This is a genomic window from Hymenobacter crusticola, assembly GCF_002154225.1.
GTDB lineage: Bacteria > Bacteroidota > Bacteroidia > Cytophagales > Hymenobacteraceae > Hymenobacter > Hymenobacter crusticola.
This window is the reverse complement of record NZ_MTSE01000002.1, coordinates 713,464-732,025: the sequence shown is the minus strand read 5'-3', so window position 1 is coordinate 732,025 and position 18,562 is coordinate 713,464. Positions and strand designations below refer to the sequence as shown.

13 protein-coding genes are annotated in these 18,562 nt (G+C 51.0%); 8 read left to right on the top strand and 5 right to left on the bottom strand.

Translation table 11 applies throughout. From position 1 onward, the window contains the following. The first annotated feature begins 314 nt into the window (after positions 1-314). Complete coding sequence (locus BXP70_RS06290) at positions 315-3,581, top strand: SusC/RagA family TonB-linked outer membrane protein (RefSeq protein ID WP_086593163.1); 3,267 nt, start codon at positions 315-317, stop codon at positions 3,579-3,581. 12 nt (positions 3,582-3,593) lie between these two features. Then, positions 3,594-5,072, top strand: coding sequence for a RagB/SusD family nutrient uptake outer membrane protein (locus BXP70_RS06285; RefSeq protein ID WP_086593162.1), 1,479 nt, complete (start codon positions 3,594-3,596; stop codon positions 5,070-5,072). Positions 5,073-5,148: 76 nt separating this feature from the next. Here BXP70_RS06285 and BXP70_RS06280 read toward each other — a convergent pair whose 3' ends face one another. Further along, the gene (locus tag BXP70_RS06280; protein ID WP_086593161.1) at positions 5,149-6,213 is read right to left on the bottom strand and encodes a fatty acid desaturase family protein; all 1,065 of its coding nucleotides are present in this window, start codon (positions 6,211-6,213) and stop codon (positions 5,149-5,151) included. A gap of 350 nt (positions 6,214-6,563) precedes the next feature. On the opposite strand from BXP70_RS06280, the gene BXP70_RS06275 reads away from it, so the two are divergent. Then, a complete protein-coding gene (locus BXP70_RS06275; RefSeq protein ID WP_086593160.1) occupies positions 6,564-7,433 on the top strand; it encodes an alpha/beta fold hydrolase in 870 nt (289 codons plus the stop codon). 54 nt (positions 7,434-7,487) lie between these two features. On the opposite strand, the gene BXP70_RS06270 is transcribed toward BXP70_RS06275, so the two are convergent. The 4 genes from BXP70_RS06270 to tsaD all read right to left on the bottom strand — a co-directional run bounded on the left by BXP70_RS06270 (position 7,488) and on the right by tsaD (position 10,586). Next, positions 7,488-7,982, bottom strand: coding sequence for an HNH endonuclease (locus tag BXP70_RS06270; RefSeq protein ID WP_086593159.1), 495 nt, complete (start codon positions 7,980-7,982; stop codon positions 7,488-7,490). An 86-nt stretch (positions 7,983-8,068) separates the two neighbouring features. Beyond that, entirely contained in the window at positions 8,069-8,872 is an 804-nt protein-coding gene (locus BXP70_RS06265; protein WP_245849532.1) for a C40 family peptidase, read from the bottom strand. Positions 8,873-8,986: 114 nt separating this feature from the next. Next, complete coding sequence (smpB, locus tag BXP70_RS06260) at positions 8,987-9,454, bottom strand: SsrA-binding protein SmpB (RefSeq protein ID WP_086593157.1); 468 nt, start codon at positions 9,452-9,454, stop codon at positions 8,987-8,989. Between the two features lie 121 nt (positions 9,455-9,575). Further along, a complete protein-coding gene (tsaD, locus tag BXP70_RS06255; protein WP_086593156.1) occupies positions 9,576-10,586 on the bottom strand; it encodes a tRNA (adenosine(37)-N6)-threonylcarbamoyltransferase complex transferase subunit TsaD in 1,011 nt (336 codons plus the stop codon). A gap of 286 nt (positions 10,587-10,872) precedes the next feature. On the opposite strand from tsaD, the gene BXP70_RS06250 reads away from it, so the two are divergent. From BXP70_RS06250 to truB, 5 genes are all read left to right on the top strand, one after another. Beyond that, positions 10,873-15,456, top strand: a complete 4,584-nt coding sequence (locus BXP70_RS06250) for a translocation/assembly module TamB domain-containing protein (protein WP_086593155.1) — start codon at positions 10,873-10,875, stop codon at positions 15,454-15,456. A gap of 132 nt (positions 15,457-15,588) precedes the next feature. Beyond that, the gene (locus BXP70_RS06245; protein ID WP_086593154.1) at positions 15,589-16,491 is read left to right on the top strand and encodes a cell division protein FtsX; all 903 of its coding nucleotides are present in this window, start codon (positions 15,589-15,591) and stop codon (positions 16,489-16,491) included. Between the two features lie 77 nt (positions 16,492-16,568). Then, positions 16,569-16,886: a DUF3098 domain-containing protein gene (locus tag BXP70_RS06240; RefSeq protein ID WP_086593153.1), complete on the top strand. Its 318-nt coding sequence runs from the start codon at positions 16,569-16,571 to the stop codon at positions 16,884-16,886. 3 nt (positions 16,887-16,889) lie between these two features. After that, positions 16,890-17,696 (top strand): undecaprenyl-diphosphate phosphatase, encoded by an 807-nt coding sequence (locus BXP70_RS06235; protein ID WP_086593152.1) that lies wholly within the window; start codon positions 16,890-16,892, stop codon positions 17,694-17,696. Then, on the top strand, positions 17,693-18,538 hold the full coding sequence (gene truB, locus BXP70_RS06230; protein WP_086593151.1) for a tRNA pseudouridine(55) synthase TruB: 846 nt from the start codon (positions 17,693-17,695) through the stop codon (positions 18,536-18,538). The genes BXP70_RS06235 and truB overlap by 4 nt, the downstream gene beginning before the upstream one ends. Positions 18,539-18,562 lie beyond the last annotated feature (24 nt).

Genomic DNA, 18,562 nt, shown 5'->3' with positions numbered 1-18,562 from the left:
TACAACTTAAACTTAAATGACTATTTATTTACCTATTCTGATATACTATCATAATTGAAGGTATTTGCAGCTTTTAGTGCGTTTCATAAGACAATACACCCTAGTTTTTTAGGCGTTTACCTTGTAAAAATGGTCATTTACCGGTTTTCCCCTCTCAATCACATGGTATGACTGTTCACCTTATAATTGGTAATATTTGTTAGTATTAGAGATATTTTATTAAAAATTTGTTCGATCATGTTTGCTAGGTTTGAATAGATGTACTTTATTCGTTATATTCTTTGAATATTTCTTAATCAACAAAATTTGATCACATGAGGAAAGTTCTACTGCTCTTCCTGTTTGCAATTCTTGCGCTGGCAGGCCATGAATTAAGAGCTCAAGGGCGTGCCATTTCTGGAAAAGTAACAGGACCCGATGGTTCAGGATTACCCGGTGTTACAGTGGTAATACGTGGCACTTCGCTGGGTGCCTCTACTAACGCAGAAGGTGTTTACTCGTTAGAAGTACCCACATCAGCTACAAACTTGGTTTATTCATCCATTGGATATGAATCCAAAACGGTAGCTATTGGAAATGAATCAACCATCAATGTTACGCTAGCTGCTAGCGCAACTGGGTTAGATGAAGTGGTAGTAGTTGGCTATGGTTCTACCGTATCCAGACGCGAATTAACGGGTGCTGTATCTACAGTTAGCGGGACAGAAATTGCGCAAAAACCTGTACAAAGCTTTGAACAAGCTTTACAAGGGCGGGCAGCGGGCGTTAGCATCACTACACCTAACGGCGTTCTGAATAACCCGCCTGTCGTTCGAATCCGAGGTGTGAATTCTATTAGCCTGAGTTCTTCGCCGCTTTATGTTATTGATGGCATTCCAGCGTACAGTGGTGATAACTCCGCTACAAACGCGCCAAACAACCCACTTAGCAATGTCAACCCCAACGACATTGAAAGTATTGAAGTACTAAAAGACGCAGCTGCTGGTGCTATTTATGGCTCACGAGCGGCTAATGGAGTTATCTTGGTAACTACCAAAAAAGGTAAAAAAGGCCAGAGCCGTGTAACATTGGACTCCTGGGCTGGCTGGACGAAACCGGTGCGTTTGTATAGCCTTTTAGGCGCACAAGATTACATGACGATTAAGAACGAGGCTGTCCGTAATCTGAATGATAACCGTCGTGCCGTTACTCCCGCTGGCACTGCCTTCACACCTAGCGTTGAAGGTTTTTTACCCTCTTATAATCCTGATGGGAGTTTGGTGGATACACGCTGGTATGACTATGTATATCGGACAGGCTTTTCATCTTCAAACAATCTGAGCTTCTCGGGCGGCACGGAGAAAACTAGCTTCTATGCCTCTGTAGGTTATACTAACCAGAAGGGTATGTTGGAGAACAACGAATTCAAGCGTGCCTCGGCTCGTTTAAACGTTGATCATAAGGTGTACAAAAACTTCACGGTAGGTGCCCGTGTAGCTTATGCCAACAATTACAACTCTGCCCCTAACTCTGGTTCGTTGAGCGGTTCAGCTTTCAGTATCGCAGGCCTAGGTCGCGCCCCACTGGTGTTACCACCCAACATTGCAGCTTACAATGCAGACGGCACCCCAAACCTTAGTGGTGCATATGTTGGCTCTGGTGCTAACGTTGGCCCTACACCGCCAGCGTCACCTTCATTGCCGGTTCCACCTCTAGGGCCTACCTACTATAATCCGGTAGTTGACTTGATGTACAATAAATACACATCGGAAAGTAATGAGATTCAAGGTAGCGTTTACGCTAACTGGGAAGTACTCAAAGGACTGAATATCCGCACAAGCTATGGCATCAACAACGTCGGTTTTGAGGATAAGTCGTTCCAAACAGCTCTTGGTGGCGATGGTTTCAGCCTAGGTGGTTCAGCAACCAACTACTATCGCACGAACAAACGCTGGAACTGGCAAAACACGGCGCAGTATGACCGCACTATTGCTGAGAATCACAATATCTCCTTGTTGGTTGGAGGTGAGCAACAACGCACTCAGATCCAACGCTGGGGTGCCCAGCGCACACAAGTAGCTGATAATCTTTTTGATTCATACCAAGGCAACTTCACCAACATTGCAGTAGCAGGTAACTTACAGAGCGATAACTACTTAGTATCTTACTTTGGCCGGCTTACTTATGACTTTGCGAAGAAATACTTAATTTCTTTTAACGCTCGGCGTGATGGATACTCTGCTTTTGCCAAGAAATGGGGTAATTTCTATGGGGTTGGGGCTGGTTATATCATTTCGGAAGAGAACTTTTGGAAGAACTCTTCTGTGTTGGCTCCTATCAGTTTCCTGAAATTTACTGGTAGCTATGGCGAAGTAGGCAACATTCAAGGCGTTGAGGATTACGGCTTTTTACGTTCCTATTCATCCGGACTTTACGCTAATGCAGCAACGCTGGCGTTTAACGGAGCTGGTAACCCCGATTTAACGTGGGAAAGCAGCAAGAAAACTGATGTCGGCTTATCCTTCGGCTTGTTACAAGATCGGATTCAAGGTGACTTTTCATACTACCGCACTACTATTGATGACCTCATCCTGAACGTGCCATTGGCACCTTCTCGTGGTGTGCCCTTCCCAGGAGTAACTAACGCCAACTACATTCAAGCGAACGTAGGATCGATGCGCAATTCGGGTGTTGAATTCAACTTACGGTATAACGCAATTCAAAAGAAAAGCTTTACCTGGACAGTAAGTGGCAATGTCACCACACTGAAAAATAAGGTACTCGTACTGGCGACAGAAGGTCAGCGCCTTGGAACAGCTACTTCCGGCTCAGAAACTGTGAACTATACGGAAGCGGGTCGGCCGATAGGCTCTATTCTGGCTGTAACCTCTCTGGGGGTAAACCCAGCGAATGGGCAACGAATGATTGCTAAAAAGATCAAGGACACCGACGGTAAAGTAGTTGACATCATCCCAGTGCAATACAACCACCTAGGTACTCCAGCTGGCACTACAGGCTGGACAACATTAGATGGGCAAAATACTATTGCTCCGACACAGCTAGCTGATGGCGAGTACTATAACGTACTTCCTAAATGGTATGGCGGTTTTGATAACACTTTCACTTTCAAGAACTTCGACCTAGGTATTTTTATTCAGTACTCAGGAGGCAATTACATCTACAACGGTACCAAAGCCGGTCTGCATGACCAACGTTACTGGAATAATGACGCAGATATTATGGAACGTTGGACTCCGGAGCACACCAATGCGAAGTGGCCGCGAGTAGTGTATGGCGACAACGTATCTAACGGCTCGGCGTTGGTTATGTCGTCGAATGTAGAAAAAGGTGATTTTGTACGCCTTCGAAACGTATCGCTAGGGTATTCGCTAGCCTCACCAGTGGCCAAACGGCTAGGTATTGCTAGCGCCCGACTGTACGTTCAGGTGCAGAACGCCGCCTTGTTGACCAAGTATAAAGGCATTGACCCAGAAATCTCGTCGAATGCCAGTGGTGCTAACAGCAACACCGGTACAGGGGTAGACCGCAACTCGGTTGGGCAAGCTAGAACATACACGGTTGGGTTCAATATCGGTTTCTAAAAGTAGTTTCTAATGAAAATAGTCATAAAAAACAAGGTTACAGTAGCAGTTTGCTCAGCGCTCCTGACACTAAGCGCCGTTTCTTGCCAGACTGATTTACTGGATCCACAACCAACCACCATTTTTTCTAACTTAGTTGTATTTGATACCCCTACTCGTATCACATTACAAATCAACGGCTTGTATGCTGCTGTAAAAAATGGCAATTTTTTGGGTGGTCGTTATCAGGTGTACAACGACGTTCGCGCTGATGATTTCATCAACCGCACCTCGAATGCTATTACTGCTCTCCAGGTTTGGAACCACACGCTAACAGAAACGTCGCAAAATGACGTTATCAACACGTGGGAATACGCCTACAATGCCATTAACCAGATCAACGTGTTTTTGGATGGCATGGATGCTAACTCGGCTAAGTTCGTGGCCCCTGTTTTCCCTGCGGATTACGCTACTACGACGGCCAACCAATACAAAGCAGAAGCTAGGTTTCTGCGGGCGCTGTGCTACTACTCACTCCTCCAACTGTACGCCAAGCCTTACGCGGACAACAATGGCAATAATCCTGGACTGCCTCTCCGTTTGAAGGCAGAAGCTTCACTGCCCGGCAATGATTTGGCGCGGAGCACGGTAGCCGAAGTATATACGCAGATATTGGAAGACCTTAAGTACGCTGACGAGAACCTTCCGTTAACTTATCCAGCGGCTGTAAGCCCGAGCACTAGAGCTCACCGCAACACGGCTATTGCGCTAAAAACGCGGGTGTATCTGTCGATGGGCCGTTATCAGGATGTTATCACAGAAGCTGACAGAATTGTGTCGAAAACGGCGCCTTTCACAGCTACGACTGGTGTACAGCATACTCTGAGTGCTTCAGTCACCAATGTGTTTCCTTCGCAGACGACTACTGAAAGCATTCTGAGCTTTCCTTTCACGGCGCAGAACCCCCCTGGTACGCAGAATCAGTTAGGAAACTACTTCCTGCCTAACTTACCGCAATCAGCAGGCGGAACCGGTGAATTCTACCTGAATGCTAACGGTATATTAGCTAATCCTGCTTGGGCTGCTAACGATACCCGCCGGGTTAACTGGGTGACGGTGTATAATGGTGCTTCTTATCTTAAGAAATACTCTAGTCCTACTCCATTTCTAGATCCAGCCCCTGTTATTCGCTATGCTGAGGTATTGCTGAACCTAGCAGAAGCTCGCTCCCGTGTATATGGGGTGAGTGACCCACAGGCATTGGCTCTATTGAACGCAGTACGTACGCGTTCTAACGGCACAGCTTACACTCAAGCAACAGTAGATAATATCTTGCTGGAAAGGCGTATTGAGTTCTTAGGCGAAGGCCTGCGTAACATTGACATCATGCGCTTGAATGCTACCATTCCGGGCAAAGGAACAATTAGCGCAGTACCTCCCGGCAGCCCTAGGTACATTTGGCCGATTCCATCAACGGAAATAGCAACGAATAGATTGATAGTTCAGAATTAAGCACAGTTCCTCTGTTCAACAAAAAAAGGCTTCTCCGAAATTGGAGAAGCCTTTTTTTGTTGAACAGAGCTAGGGATTACTGACGTCCCATCTCGCGTAAATGCGCAACGTGCGAAGCTACCGCGTAGCGCATTTTGGGATATTCATTGTACTCAACGCCAAACTCCGCGCAGGCCTGTTTGATAATTTTGTTCAGAGCGGGGTAGTGAACGTGAGAAATGGTAGGGAATAAGTGGTGCTCTACCTGAAAGTTCAGGCCGCCTACTAACCAGCTGATTACTTTATTATCGGTAGCAAAGTTGGCAGTGGTTCGGATTTGGTGGATGGCCCACTCGTCTTCCAGCTTGTGCGTGATTTCGTCGGGCATAGGGAAGGCTGCGTGTTCCACAGTATGTGCCAGCTGAAAGACAATACTCATAGTGAAGCCAACAACAGTTGTAAACACAATGAAGCCGATGAGCCATGCCCAGAAACCAGTTGTGTAAATAGGCAGCGCCACGAACAAACCTAGGTGTAAAGCTTTAAAGCCCCAAAAGACTGACTGATCCTTGGCCGTCATCTTTTTGATGGGCATCTCCCCGATCTTTCCCTTGAAGTACTTCTGGTAATCCATAAAGAAGATCCAGGCAATAAAGAGCAAGGCATAAAAAAACCAGAAGTAGAGGTGTTGGAAGCGGTGCAACTTATAGCGGGGCTGCGTGCTGCTCAAGCGTAACCAAGGCTGCGCATCAATATCGTCGTCGACGCCATCCACGTTGGTGTACATATGATGGATGAGGTTGTGCTTCATGTTCCACATAAAGCTGTTGCCGCCCAGTACGTTCAGGGTAAAAGCGGCGAACTGATTGACCCACCTCGACTTACTAAAGCTGCCGTGTGCGCCGTCGTGCATCACGTTGAAACCGATAGCCGAGCCGATCAGGCCTAGCAATGCGCACTCAGCGAGAGCTACCCAGGTGGGCGGAGTCAAGAACACGAGGTGCAGGTAGAGCGCAACGAAGGTTGTGGTAAGAAGAACAGCCTTAACAAACAAGCTCGTACCGCCGGTTGTAGACTTGCCTGCCTCCGCGAAATAGTTGTTGATTCTAGCCTTAAGCTCGGCGTGAAAGGAACGCGAAGCCGCAAATTTGGGGATTGACATCAGGGTGTATTAAGTGAACCACCCGCAAAGGTAGGCTTCAACTCAACCCTTACAGCTTACTATTGATTCAGTTATAGACAATTCATGTTCTATATACCCCGAAACTGATGCCTGTTATGAGGTCTAACTCGTTCAGCCGCTGTTGCTATATCAAGAGCGTATATAATTTTGGCAGCCTTCAAAAGCTCATCCAGCATTTTTACTTGTTTACCGGTTAAGTACCAGCGTTAGCAGAAAAGCAGCCTACAGCGCGGTTTCAGGGGTTGCTGCGTAAGACAACTCAACTGTTGCAAAATAGTATGTAGCAAAGACACAGCACACGCTGCTCTCTCATTCTCCATACACTTCCTATGAACTTCATTAAAGCCGGCACTGACTCCCAGGGTCATCCCGTTGAATTATTTTACCAAGACCTAGGCCAAGGCAGCCCAGTAGTACTTATCCATGGCTGGCCGCTCGATAGCCAATCATGGGAACATCAGTTGTTGGAGCTTCCTCAGCATGGCTTGCGCGTTATTGCCTACGACCGCCGTGGGTTTGGCAAATCGTCGAAACCATGGGACGGGTACGATTACGATACATTCGCTAGCGACTTGAAGGCCGTACTTGATGAGCTTGACCTACAAGACGTGACCTTGGTCGGCTTCTCGATGGGCGGTGGCGAAATAGCCCGCTACATGAGCCGCTACAATGGCGCCCGGGTCTCGAAAGTAGCCTTCGTTAGTGCCGTAACGCCCTTCATGTTAAAGACGGACGACAACCCTAGCGGTGTCGACAAATCGGTATTCGATGAAATGATCGAAGGCGTGAAGAAAGACCGCGCTGACTTCCTCACCAGCTTTGGCAAACAGTTTTTTGGCGTAGGCTTGCTCGATCATTCAGTGAGCCAGGCTACACTCGACTGGATGCAGAGCATTGCGTTGCAGGCAACACCTAAAGCGACATTGGATTGTATCTACGCGTTTGCCTCTACCGATTTCCGCCAGGACCTAGCTTCTGTGAAAGTACCAGCGCTCATCATCCACGGTACGAGCGATAAGATTGTGCCCATCGAATCAGGTGGTGAGCAAACCGCCCAGCTCCTGCCCCAGGCGCAATACCTGGAGTACGACGGAGCACCGCACGGCCTGAACGTGACGGAAAAAGATCGTCTTAACCAAGACTTGCTTGCTTTCGTAGGGCAACCAGCTAGCACCACGACAGCTAGCTCAGCTTACTAACAAGTAACGCTAGTACCATTGCTTACTAAAAAAGCCACCCGTTGGGTGGCTTTTTTAATTTAGATAGTCGTGCCAGTTTTGGTCAATGGTGCCAGCACTAAGTTTGAGAAAGCCGGATAACGTGGGCTTTTTAGGATGCTGCCGTATCGTAAGACCAGCTTCGTATGGGGTTCGGTGTCCTTTCGCGTGGTTGCAGCGGGCGCAAGCCGTAAGCAAGTTCGTCCACGACGATTCACCACCCCGAGAACGGGGCAACACGTGATCAAGCGTCAGGTTTTTGGTCGAACCACAATACTGGCACTCAAAATGGTCGCGCTTCATGATGTTGTGGCGGCTTAGTGCAATGCCTTTATAAGGCACCCGCACGTAGCGCTGCAACCGGATAATGCTAGGTTTGGGGTACGCTTGGCTAATGGTGCGTAAGGTCCCGTGCTCTGACTTTGCAATCATCTCGGCTTTGTCGAGAAAGAGCAGCACAAAAGCTTTCTGCACACTGCACAGCGTAATGGCAGTGTAGTCGCCATTTAAAACAAGAACTTTTTGGTCCATACGCTCGGTCAGGTAGAATCTGGTCTAGCGGAAAGCTAGGTGATTCTAAGCGTATTAACAACAGGCAATTCGTCTTAGTTTCAGTACTATTCCGATAAGACGCGTTTGATAAGGCGCAGCTTGTGCGTGTACTTCTGACGCTGCCGATTGTAAATCCCGTTGTGGTCGAGCGGATCGATGCGTACCTCGCCGCTAGCGTGCAAAATCTGCTGGTCTTCCAGCAGCATACCAACGTGCACGATGGCGCCGTCGGCATTATCGAAGAAAGCTAGGTCGCCGGGCTGCGTCTGCGAGACGAAATGGACCACACGGCCGTGGTCGATCTGCTGCCGCGCATCGCGTGGCAGTTGGTAGCCAATTAGGCCATAGAGCTGCTGCATTAGCCCTGAACAGTCAATGCCCAACAGCGACTTTCCACCCCACCGGTAAGGAGCTTTGAGAAAGAACTGCCCCATTTTCAGTAACAGCGCTAGCCGTTTTTCGGGGCTTCCGAGCGGGCCGTGGCCATTTTGGGGATTAGTGGCCGCGCCGTTATAGAAAAGCTGCTGCTCCCCTACGCGTAGCGTCATGCCGTCGAAGAAGGGCAAGCGGGCTCCTAGGGTCACGGGTATACGCACGGTAGCGTCGCTCACCATTTGTACCAGGTCGAGGCTGCGCGGATGGTCTTGAGCCTGCCACGCGGCGAAATAGCTCGGCGTAACGGGCTGGTGCTGGTTGTAGAATATCCAGCCCACGTACTGATCGGCCGCTACCCGAATCTGGTGCCAATTGCCTTGCGTGAGTAAAATGCTGTAGCATTCGCCAAAAGCTAGCTCGGTTACTTGCTCGGCCCGGTCGGTTGGCTCGGCGCGTACTGGTACAGCGCTCAACGCGCAGATTCCGTGTTCCAAAAGAGTAACTAAGTGATTAAGTAGCTGAGTAATTTTTTGAGAGCAACCCGACGGCTGAGTAATAGCTAGGTCAGTTGAACAATATTACTCAATTACTCAGCTGCGCAATTGCTCTTAATAGTCGCGGGCGCGGTCCATCTCGCGCTTCTGGTCTTTGGCTTTTAGGTCTTCGCGCTTGTCGTAGAGCTTTTTGCCTTTGGCAAGGGCTATTTCCAGTTTGGCAAATCCTCGGTCGTTGACGAACATACGTAGTGGTACAATCGTGAGGCCCTGCTCCTGGTTTTTGCCGGCCAGCTGCTTCAGTTCGCGTTTAGTGAGCAGCAGCTTCCGCTCACGCATAGGCTCGTGGTTGTTGTAGGTGCCCTCGGTGTATTTGGCAATGGTCAGGTTGTGCACCCACAAACTACCATCCGTATGAAAAAGACAAAAACCGTCCTGCATATTGACGTTGCCGTCGCGGATACTTTTGATTTCGGTGCCTTGCAGCATGATTCCCGCATCGTACTTAGCCAAAAACGCATACTCGTGGCTAGCCCGGCGGTTGACAATGTTTATTTTTTTGGGAGCAGTATCTTTTGCCATTCTCAGTTCAGTATTGAGTAGTAAGTATTTAGTATTGAGCACTTAGAAGAGTGACAGTGAGTAGTTAGCAAGTTATTTTGCCACACTAATTACCCAATACACAATACTCACTACTAAATAGCTACGTTAATTTTAAGCGTGGATCAGGGCTTACGAGTTGGCTGGCAAAATCGCCGGCTTCGTATTGAAAATGGCCCGTCATGGCCACCATTGCCGCGTTATCGGTACAGAACTCGAAGTCGGGGATGAACACCTGCCAGCCTTTTTCCCCTGCTAGATCTTGCAAGGCCGCCCGCAGCCCCGAGTTGGCCGCTACGCCGCCAGCTAGCGCCACTTGGGTGAGTTCCTGATCGGTGGCGGCTCGGGTAAGCTGACGCAGCAGCGTTTGGATGATGGTGTGTTGAATGCTGGCGCAGAGGTCGGCTAGGTTGTTCTGTATGAATGCCGCGTCTTGAGCCGTTTGCTGGCGCAAAAAGTACAGCACGGCCGTTTTGAGGCCACTAAACGAAAAATCGTAGCCAGCCATAGCTCCCACCGGAAAGGAAAAGCGCAACGGATTGCCCGTGCGGGCTAGCTTATCGAGGTGCGGACCACCGGGGTACGGCAGGCCGAGCAGCTTGGCTGTTTTGTCGAAGGCTTCGCCGGCGGCATCGTCAATAGTTTGCCCAATAATTTCCATGTGCATGGGGCTGCGCACCACCACCAGCTGGGTATGCCCGCCACTTACGGTAAGGCACAAAAATGGAAAGCTAGGTTTAGGATCTTTGATAAAGTGCGCCAGAATGTGTGCCCGCATATGGTTCACGGCGATGAGCGGCTTACCCAAAGCCAAGGCAAACGTTTTGGCAAACATCCCCCCCACGAGCAAGGAGCCAAGCAACCCAGGACCTTGGGTGAAAGCCACCGCGTCGATTTCTTCTTTTGCCACCTTTGCCCGGCGCATGGCCTCCTGTACCACCGGAATTAGGTGCTGCTGGTGGGCCCGCGAAGCTAGCTCGGGCACCACGCCTCCATACTGCTCATGCACTTGTTGGGTGGCCACCACATTGGCTCGGATTTCACCCCCGACCATCACCGCGGCCGAGGTATCATCGCACGATGACTCGATTGCCAGAATAATTGGAGAAGACATTCGTTTGGTAAAAGCTATTAATTGTTGGTTGTTAGCTGTTTGTCGGGTGGCTAGTACGTTTCTTTGCCCTGTGAATACGCCTACCATTGCCCCATTGCCTGCCACGAACAGCTGAGGCCAACCATTCTTTTTTTACAAAGGTCGTAAACTAAGGGCTGCTTTTGCTATCTGAACACTACAGCCCCTACTTAAGGTTTAGCATACGCGTGGGTTGACGCGGCCTAAACCGTTGTGGTTGCGTACAACTCCGCATCTTTGTAACTACCTTCCTGACTTTCTGCCGCCCGTGCCTCGTTTTATCTCCATCACGCTCCGAGTCTTGTTCACCATGGTGGTGCTCTTGTTGCTCGCAGTGGGTGGGGCGTTGCTGGCGTTGCGTATTCCTAGCGTGCAGACGAGGCTAGCCCACGAAGCAGCGAGGATCCTGACTGATAAGCTCAAACAGCAAGTCATTGTAACGCGGGTTGACATTCGCCCGTTTACGCGTGTGTTGCTGGAAGGGGTGCGGGTACTCGACCGGCGCGGCAATGAGCTATTCAATATTGGCCGGGCCGACGCTGATATCAAGCTCTTCTCCATCTTCGACCCTAGCCATTTGCACGTAGGCAAGCTCACGCTAGAAGAACCGCGCTTTGATTTGGTGACGTACGCCAATCAGCCTGACTCAACCAACCTCGATGAGTTTATCGGGGCCGTGAAGCGCCTACTAGGGCCCGCCGACACCACGAAGAAAGCGAGTAAGCCGTTTGACTTTCAGATCGAGGGCATTGGCTTGCGCAACGCCCGCTTTGTGCTCGACCGGCAGGATGAACCCAAGGCGCCTACTTACGGCAAATCCATGGACTACGCGCACATGTACATCGACAGTGTGTACGCGGATGCTTCGCAGCTATGGCTGAAGGGCGACACGATTCATGCGCTGGTCAATGGCTTACGCGCCATCGATATCCCTTCGCAAACGCGCCTCCGTGAGCTGACGGCCGATATGACGTATGCGGGCAAGTTCTGGGAATTCAAGGGCCTCAACCTGCGGGTACAGAACAGTCAGCTGCTCAATTACATCCGCTTCGAGTACAAGCACTTTCTCAACTTCACCGACTTCAACGACTCGGTGCGCGTGGTGGCGAACCTAGCTCCTTCGCGCATCTACTCCGACGACATTGCCAAGTTTGCCCCACAGGTAGAAGACTGGAACGAAACCGTGTTGATTTCAGGCGAGGCCAAGGGTATCGTGAAAAACTTCACGACGAAAAACTTGGATGTCCGGTACGGCAAAAACACCCACGTGGTGGGCAACATCAACGTGGAAGGCTTGCCTAATTTGCAAGCTAGCTTTGTACAGATGCAACTGAAGCCCTCGGTAATTGATGGGCGCGATATCCGGCGCTACATTCCGGCGTCGGGCTGGCCATATGTACAGCGCCTCGGAACAGTGCGCTTCCAAGGGCAGTTTCTGGGTTTTTACAACGACTTCGTTGCGAATGGCAAGTTCAACACGGCGCTGGGCGACGTGAGGTCGGACGTGAACATCAAGTTCAAGACAGATCCGCGCTTCTCCACGTACGAAGGGCAAGTAACTACGAAAGCCTTCCAAATAGGTCGGCTCTTGGGCCAAGAGGACGTCATCCGCGACATCACTATGAATGGCCGGGTGGAGGGCGTTGGCTTCACGCCCGAAGGAGCGCACCTCACGGCTAACGCTACGGTGCAGAGCATTTGGCTGAACGGCTACCGTTACCGCAACGTGAGTACCAATGGCAAGTTCCGACAGCAAGCGTTTGCGGGTAAACTTTCCGTCAACGACCCTAGCTTACAAGTAACGGCCAACGGCAGCGTCGACCTCAATAAGAAGCACCAAGCATTCGATGTACGCGCTCAGGTGCGCCGCGCCGATTTGCACGCCCTAGGCTTAGTTGATCAGCACGTTACGGTGGCTACTACCGCCGATTTGCACTTCACGGGGTTGCACCTCGACGAGTTACTAGGTCGTATTCAGCTACGCAACTCTGAGTTGGGCTTCCAGGGCCGCACCGTACCCATCGATACGTTTGACGTGGTAAGCCAGCGCACCGGCGACCAGCGCCAGCTTACGGTGCGCTCAGAAGTCGTGAACCTAAACGCGGCGGGTAACTACCGGCTATCCAATGTCATTCGCGACGTGCAAACGCTAGTGACGGAGTATCAGCTCAACTTCGAGAGCAACGACGCGGCCCTGGCCAATTACTACCGGCGTAAGCGGCAGCAACCTATTTCGGAATACCAGATTGATCTGGACCTAGATCTGAAGCGTTTCAATCCGGTGTTGCACCTGTTTATGCCGCAGCTCAGCATCTCCGATTTCACGCACATTGATGGTTCTTTCCGCAACGCGCCTACGTCCATTTTTTCGCTAGGTGGGCACATCGAAAACATTCAGTACGACAGTATCCGGGCCGTCAACAACGAATTTGAATTTACCACCTCCAAGCTACCTGACCAGCCCGAAGTACTAGCGCAAGCCAATATTACGTCTGAGCGGCAAGTGATTCCGGGCCTAGGTAACACGCAAGGGTTTTACGTGGAAGGGGTGTGGGACCAAGAGCGCATTAACTTCTCTACTTCTCTGGCCCAAACTGGTACCGCTAACAAAGCGAACATCAACGGCGCCTTATCCTTTTTGCCCAATGCGGTTCAAGTCGTATTTCGTGAGTCAGGCTTGGATCTGCTGAACAAGCACTGGACTATTGCGCCCAATAATTCGGTAGTTATCTCGGGTAAAGGCAAGGAGCTGGACATCAAAAACCTAACGCTCAGCAACGGGCCACAAAGCGTCAGCGCTCAGGGTTTTGTCTCAACTGACCCGGCCAAGCAGTTGCAGCTCGTAGTGAAAGATTTTGAGCTAGCTACGCTCAGCGCACTTACCACCCAAAATATCAAGGGGCGCGTCAATGCGAATGGTACGGTAAGCGGCATTTATAATACGTTGGAAATCAATAACACGCTGAGCGTCGACTCCTTGAAATTCGATGACGTGCTCATTGGCAACGTGACGGGGAAGGGCGACTGGGATACGCCAAACAACCGCCTTCTGGTAGACCTTGATGTGCTTCGGGATGCGCAACGTGTGGTGCGCGTGACGGGATTTTATGCACCTAGCTTGGCTGCACCGCTCGACCTTACGGCCATGCTCGACAACGCTCCCATTAAGCTAGCAGAGCCGCTGCTTCGTACCCTGTTCCGCGACATGAGTGGCACGGCGGTAGGCATGCTCCACCTGTACGGGCCACTCTCCGCCCCAAACCTGGTTGGAAACGTTGATGTGACAGCCGGCCGACTTACCTTCAATTACCTAGGTACTACCTACTCATTTGCCGACCGCATCCGCTTTGCGGAGGATGGCATCTCCTTGCGCGACGTCAAAGTGCGCGACGTGTTCGGCAACCTAGGTTCGGTAGACGGCAATATCTACTACAAAGGCTTCCAGGACATGCGACTGGACTTGCGTGGCAACTTTCGGAAGCTGCAGGTGCTCAACACTACCCGGAAGGATAACGACCTGTATTTTGGGCAGGCGTTTGCCACTGGCGACGCCACCGTACGTGGCCCAGCCGATAACTTATTTATCCGCGTGAATGCCAAAAGCGAAGCCGGCACGCGCCTGTCGTTGCCGCTCGACAATGCTGCTAAAGCGCAACAAGCTAGCTACATTCGCTTTGTCAATCATAACATTCGCGACACTACCACAACCGTGAAGGTACCCGTTGCGGCTGCTCAAAAAGTCGATCTGTCGGGTATTCGCTTGAACATGAATCTCGACGTGACGCCCGATGCTTACATGGAGATTCTGCTGGATGAGAGCACCGGCGACATCATCCGGGGCACTGCTGTGGGGCAGTTGCGGCTGAACATCGACACGCGCGGTGACTTCAATATGTTTGGGCAAGTGGAAATTGTGCGCGGCGCTTACAACTTCACGCTGCAAGGCCTTGTCAACAAAGAGTTTGTAGTACGCCCCGGCGGCTTAATCACCTGGAACGGCGATCCGCTAGCGGGTGAGATGAACGTGACGGCGACTTATACCCAGCGTACGTCATTGGCGCCTCTGTTTCAGGGTTCTACCAACGGTACTGGCACCAGCAACGGCGCCGTAGTACCCGTCACGGCCGTGATGAACTTAACTGGCCCGCTCCTACTGCCCACTATCAAGCTAGGTTTGGAGTTCAACGACGCCCCCTCTACACTGGAAGGCGACCTAGTAGCTTTCACCTCCGCTCTTCGCAACGATGAGCAGGAGCTCAACCGTCAGGTATTTAGCTTGTTGGTGTTTAAGCAGCTTTCGCCACAAGGTCAGTTTACTCAGCTTTCCTTGCAAGGCCAAGACAATAAGCTTCAAAATAGTCTCGGCCAGATTGTGTCGTCGCAGCTAGGATTGCTGACGTCGCAGATTGACGAAAACTTGGAAATCGACTTCAACATCAACGGGTTGACGGCGGAACAGCTTCAAGCGCTGCAAGTACGCTTGAGCTATAGCTTTATGAATGGGCGTTTGCGCGTGACGCGAGAGGGCGGCTTCAGTTCCAGTGCCAACACTTCGGGGGCCCTAGGTCCTACCACAAACACTTCTACCCAAGCTAGCTTGCTCGGCGACTTAAGCCTAGAGTACTACCTACAAGCCGATGGCAAGTTTCGGGCAAAGTTGCGCTACGAGACCACCCCCCGCGACCTAGAAACAATCAACCAGCCCCGCGCTGGGTTAAGCTTGCTGAATACGCAGCAATTCGACTCGTTCCATGAGCTCTTTGCCCGCAAGCGCCTACGTCGTCGGGAGGCCGCCCGCCGCCGTGCCCGCGAAGTCCTGAACATCGACGACGACCCTAGAACAATCATGTAATTAGTTATCAATTAACAGCTAACATTTATCAATCTTCACAATCAAGCAGTTACGATTTATTTCGTAGTTCGTAACTTAATAAATGCATAGGTTGATTGATAAATGGTAAATGTTACCTGACCTTTGCCTTCCATGGCCCAATTGCAACGCTCACCCATTCGTAAGAAGACGCTCGGCAGCTACCCGCACACGATGGTAGTGTTCAGCATTACGCTGGCCTTGCTGGTCATTGGGTTATTTGGGTTACTGCTGATTCACGCACACAAGCTCTCGACAATAGTGAAGGAGAGCATAGAGGTTCAGATTTTTCTGGAGCGCGACCTTCCCGAAACGCAACTCTTGCGTTTGCACCAAGATTTCGCCCGCAAAAAGTACATCGCGTACAAGGGCGACCAACCGCAAGTGCGCTTTCTCTCCAGGGAAGAAGCAGCCCGTGAGTTGCTCGGCCCTTCCGACGACAGCCAGTTTCGCCAATTGCTCGGCGACAACCCGCTGCACGATGCTTTTATCTTGAATATCAATGCGGAGTATTCCGACTCTCTGAACATGCGTCGCATTACCGATGAGCTGCGCGCTGAACCAGGTGTCGATGATGTTGCCTACGTTCAAAGCTTGATCGATTCAGTCAACAAAAACTTACGACGCGTTAGTCTTGTGCTGCTCAGCTTTGCCGCCCTACTGACTATCGTGGTAGTAGTTCTGATCAACAACACGATCCGCTTGGCACTCTATTCACAGCGCTTTCTCATCCGGAGCATGCAGCTAGTGGGCGCTACGTCCTTTTTCATTCAGCGGCCTTTTTTGCGCCGAGCTACGTGGCAAGGTTTTGTGAGTGGCATCCTGGCGTGCCTCACTCTATTAGCCTTGGTGCAGTACGCCTACTTAGAAATGGATGAGCTCCGTGTACTGCGCGACGAGCGACTGATTGGTATTTTGTTCGGTGCGCTGCTGGTGCTAGGCTGTGTTATCGGCTTCTTTAGCTCTTACCGTGCCGTGCGCAAGTACCTGCGCATGTCATTGGATGATTTGTACTAGGCTAAATTGTTGAATCTAACAGATCTGACTTCAGTAATCCCTAATTGACGCAGTCTGACTTCTAAACTAGAATTTCCATGATCCAGGACCAAACTCCGCGCTTCGCTTTTGGGCGGCGCAACTACCGGTTGATGTTCGCCGGCTTGGCCGTACTCGCTATCGGCTTCATCACGATGACCCTCGATAAGACGGAATACGGGGAGGGCTTTTTGGGTATTACGCTCGGGCCAATTTTGCTGGTAATTGGTTTCATCATCGAGTTTTTTGCCATTATGGTACGCCCCGACAACTCGGCACCGGTCGCCAACGAGACGACTACGCCGACCACTGTCAACCAACCCCTTGCTCCTCTTTCGACACCGGCAGCGCCGGCTCGTCCCACTTATAAGCGATAGTAAATGAGTTATTGGCACGCCTTTCTAATAGCCGTTGTAGAAGGTCTTACTGAATTTTTGCCCGTTTCTAGCACGGGGCACATGGTTATTACCCTAGCGCTGCTAGGTATTCCAACCACCGCCTTTACCAAGCTGTATCTAGTTGTGATTCAGCTTGGTGCTATCCTGTCGGTGTTTGCTGTATACTGGCGGCGTTTCTTTCAAAGCATCAACTTCTATCTGAAGCTGTTGGTTGCTTTTCTACCCATTGTGGTGGTCGGCTTATTACTTAAAAAGCACATCGATGCGCTATTAGAATCGGTAACGGTGGTAGCCTTCATGCTACTGGTAGGTGGTATTGTACTCATGTTCGTTGACAAGTGGTTTCCGCAGGAGGAACCCACGGCAGGAGGTCATCCCGTCACGACGCCAAACTACAAGGAAGCTTTTATCATTGGCTTATTCCAATGCCTAGCGGTGGTGCCGGGCGTTAGCCGTTCAGCAGCTACCATTATTGGGGGCCTCACGCAGAAGCTGACCCGGCGGGCCGCGGCTGAGTTTGCCTTTTTTTTAGCGATGCCTACCATGACGGCCGCCGCCGCTAAGGACATGCTGGACTATTACCAGGAAAATCCGGCTTTGTCGTCAGAGCAAATCAAGCAGTTGCTGTTCGGCAACGCCATTGCCTTTGTAGTGGCCCTAGTTGCGATTCGAGTATTTGTCGGCTTCGTGACGAAATACGGCTTCCGTGTTTTCGGTATCTATCGCATCATTGTGGGTGGCATCCTCCTGATTATGATTGCCCTAGGTATCAATTTGAACCTAGTATGAGCCAATCATCTTTCAACTTCGAGGCCGGGGAGGTACTGCTGCTCGATAAGCCGCTCACTTGGACTTCGTTCGACGTCGTACGTAAGGTAAAAAACACGTTGCGGATCCGTAAGATTGGGCACGCTGGCACGCTGGACCCGCTTGCAACGGGGTTGCTCATTCTGTGCACGGGCAAGAAAACCAAACAGATCGACCAAATTCAAGCCCAGGAAAAGGAATACACCGGCACTTTTCGCCTAGGTCAGACCACACCTAGCTTTGACTTGGAAACGCCTGTTGACGCCGAAGCTCCTTACGAGCACCTGACGGAAGCCGAAATTCAGGCCGCGGTGCAGTCGTTCGTAGGCGTTATCGATCAGACGCCCCCGCTTTTTTCGGCCGTGAAGGTGAACGGGGAACGGGCTTATGAGCTAGCCCGGCGCGGTGACTCCGCCGAAATCAAGTCGAAGCAGATTGAAATCAAAACGTTTGAGCTTACCCGTATCGCGCTGCCAGAGGTCGATTTTCGGGTGGTATGCTCGAAGGGCACCTACATCCGCAGCCTAGCCCGCGACCTGGGGATAGCGCTCGGCTGTGGAGCGCACCTGATCAAGCTTGTGCGCACCCGTATTGGAGAGTACAACCTGACGGATGCGCTAACTATTGAGGCCATCCAGGCGCTAGCGCCCCCTCGCGAACCGCGCCCAGAAACGCCCGACCGCGCAACGAATTCGAACCAACGACCGCCTCGTCGTCGTATTCAGGCATATGTAGCTCCTGTTGCTTCCTCAGCTGCTCCATCAGACGAAACGGAACAGCTAGGCGAGGCACCAGAAGGCGCACCTTCTGATGCTTCCCACTAGGTCAGCTTCAGTTACTTAACCATT

Coding starts and splice junctions, on each gene's coding strand:
- smpB (WP_086593157.1), bottom strand. CDS start 9,454: ATGGCAAAAGATACTGCTCCCAAAAAAATAAACATTGTCAACCGCCGG.
- BXP70_RS06245 (WP_086593154.1), top strand. CDS start 15,589: ATGGCCCAATTGCAACGCTCACCCATTCGTAAGAAGACGCTCGGCAGC.
- BXP70_RS06275 (WP_086593160.1), top strand. CDS start 6,564: ATGAACTTCATTAAAGCCGGCACTGACTCCCAGGGTCATCCCGTTGAA.
- BXP70_RS06280 (WP_086593161.1), bottom strand. CDS start 6,213: ATGTCAATCCCCAAATTTGCGGCTTCGCGTTCCTTTCACGCCGAGCTT.
- BXP70_RS06235 (WP_086593152.1), top strand. CDS start 16,890: ATGAGTTATTGGCACGCCTTTCTAATAGCCGTTGTAGAAGGTCTTACT.
- tsaD (WP_086593156.1), bottom strand. CDS start 10,586: ATGTCTTCTCCAATTATTCTGGCAATCGAGTCATCGTGCGATGATACC.
- truB (WP_086593151.1), top strand. CDS start 17,693: ATGAGCCAATCATCTTTCAACTTCGAGGCCGGGGAGGTACTGCTGCTC.
- BXP70_RS06285 (WP_086593162.1), top strand. CDS start 3,594: ATGAAAATAGTCATAAAAAACAAGGTTACAGTAGCAGTTTGCTCAGCG.
- BXP70_RS06290 (WP_086593163.1), top strand. CDS start 315: ATGAGGAAAGTTCTACTGCTCTTCCTGTTTGCAATTCTTGCGCTGGCA.
- BXP70_RS06240 (WP_086593153.1), top strand. CDS start 16,569: ATGATCCAGGACCAAACTCCGCGCTTCGCTTTTGGGCGGCGCAACTAC.
- BXP70_RS06270 (WP_086593159.1), bottom strand. CDS start 7,982: ATGGACCAAAAAGTTCTTGTTTTAAATGGCGACTACACTGCCATTACG.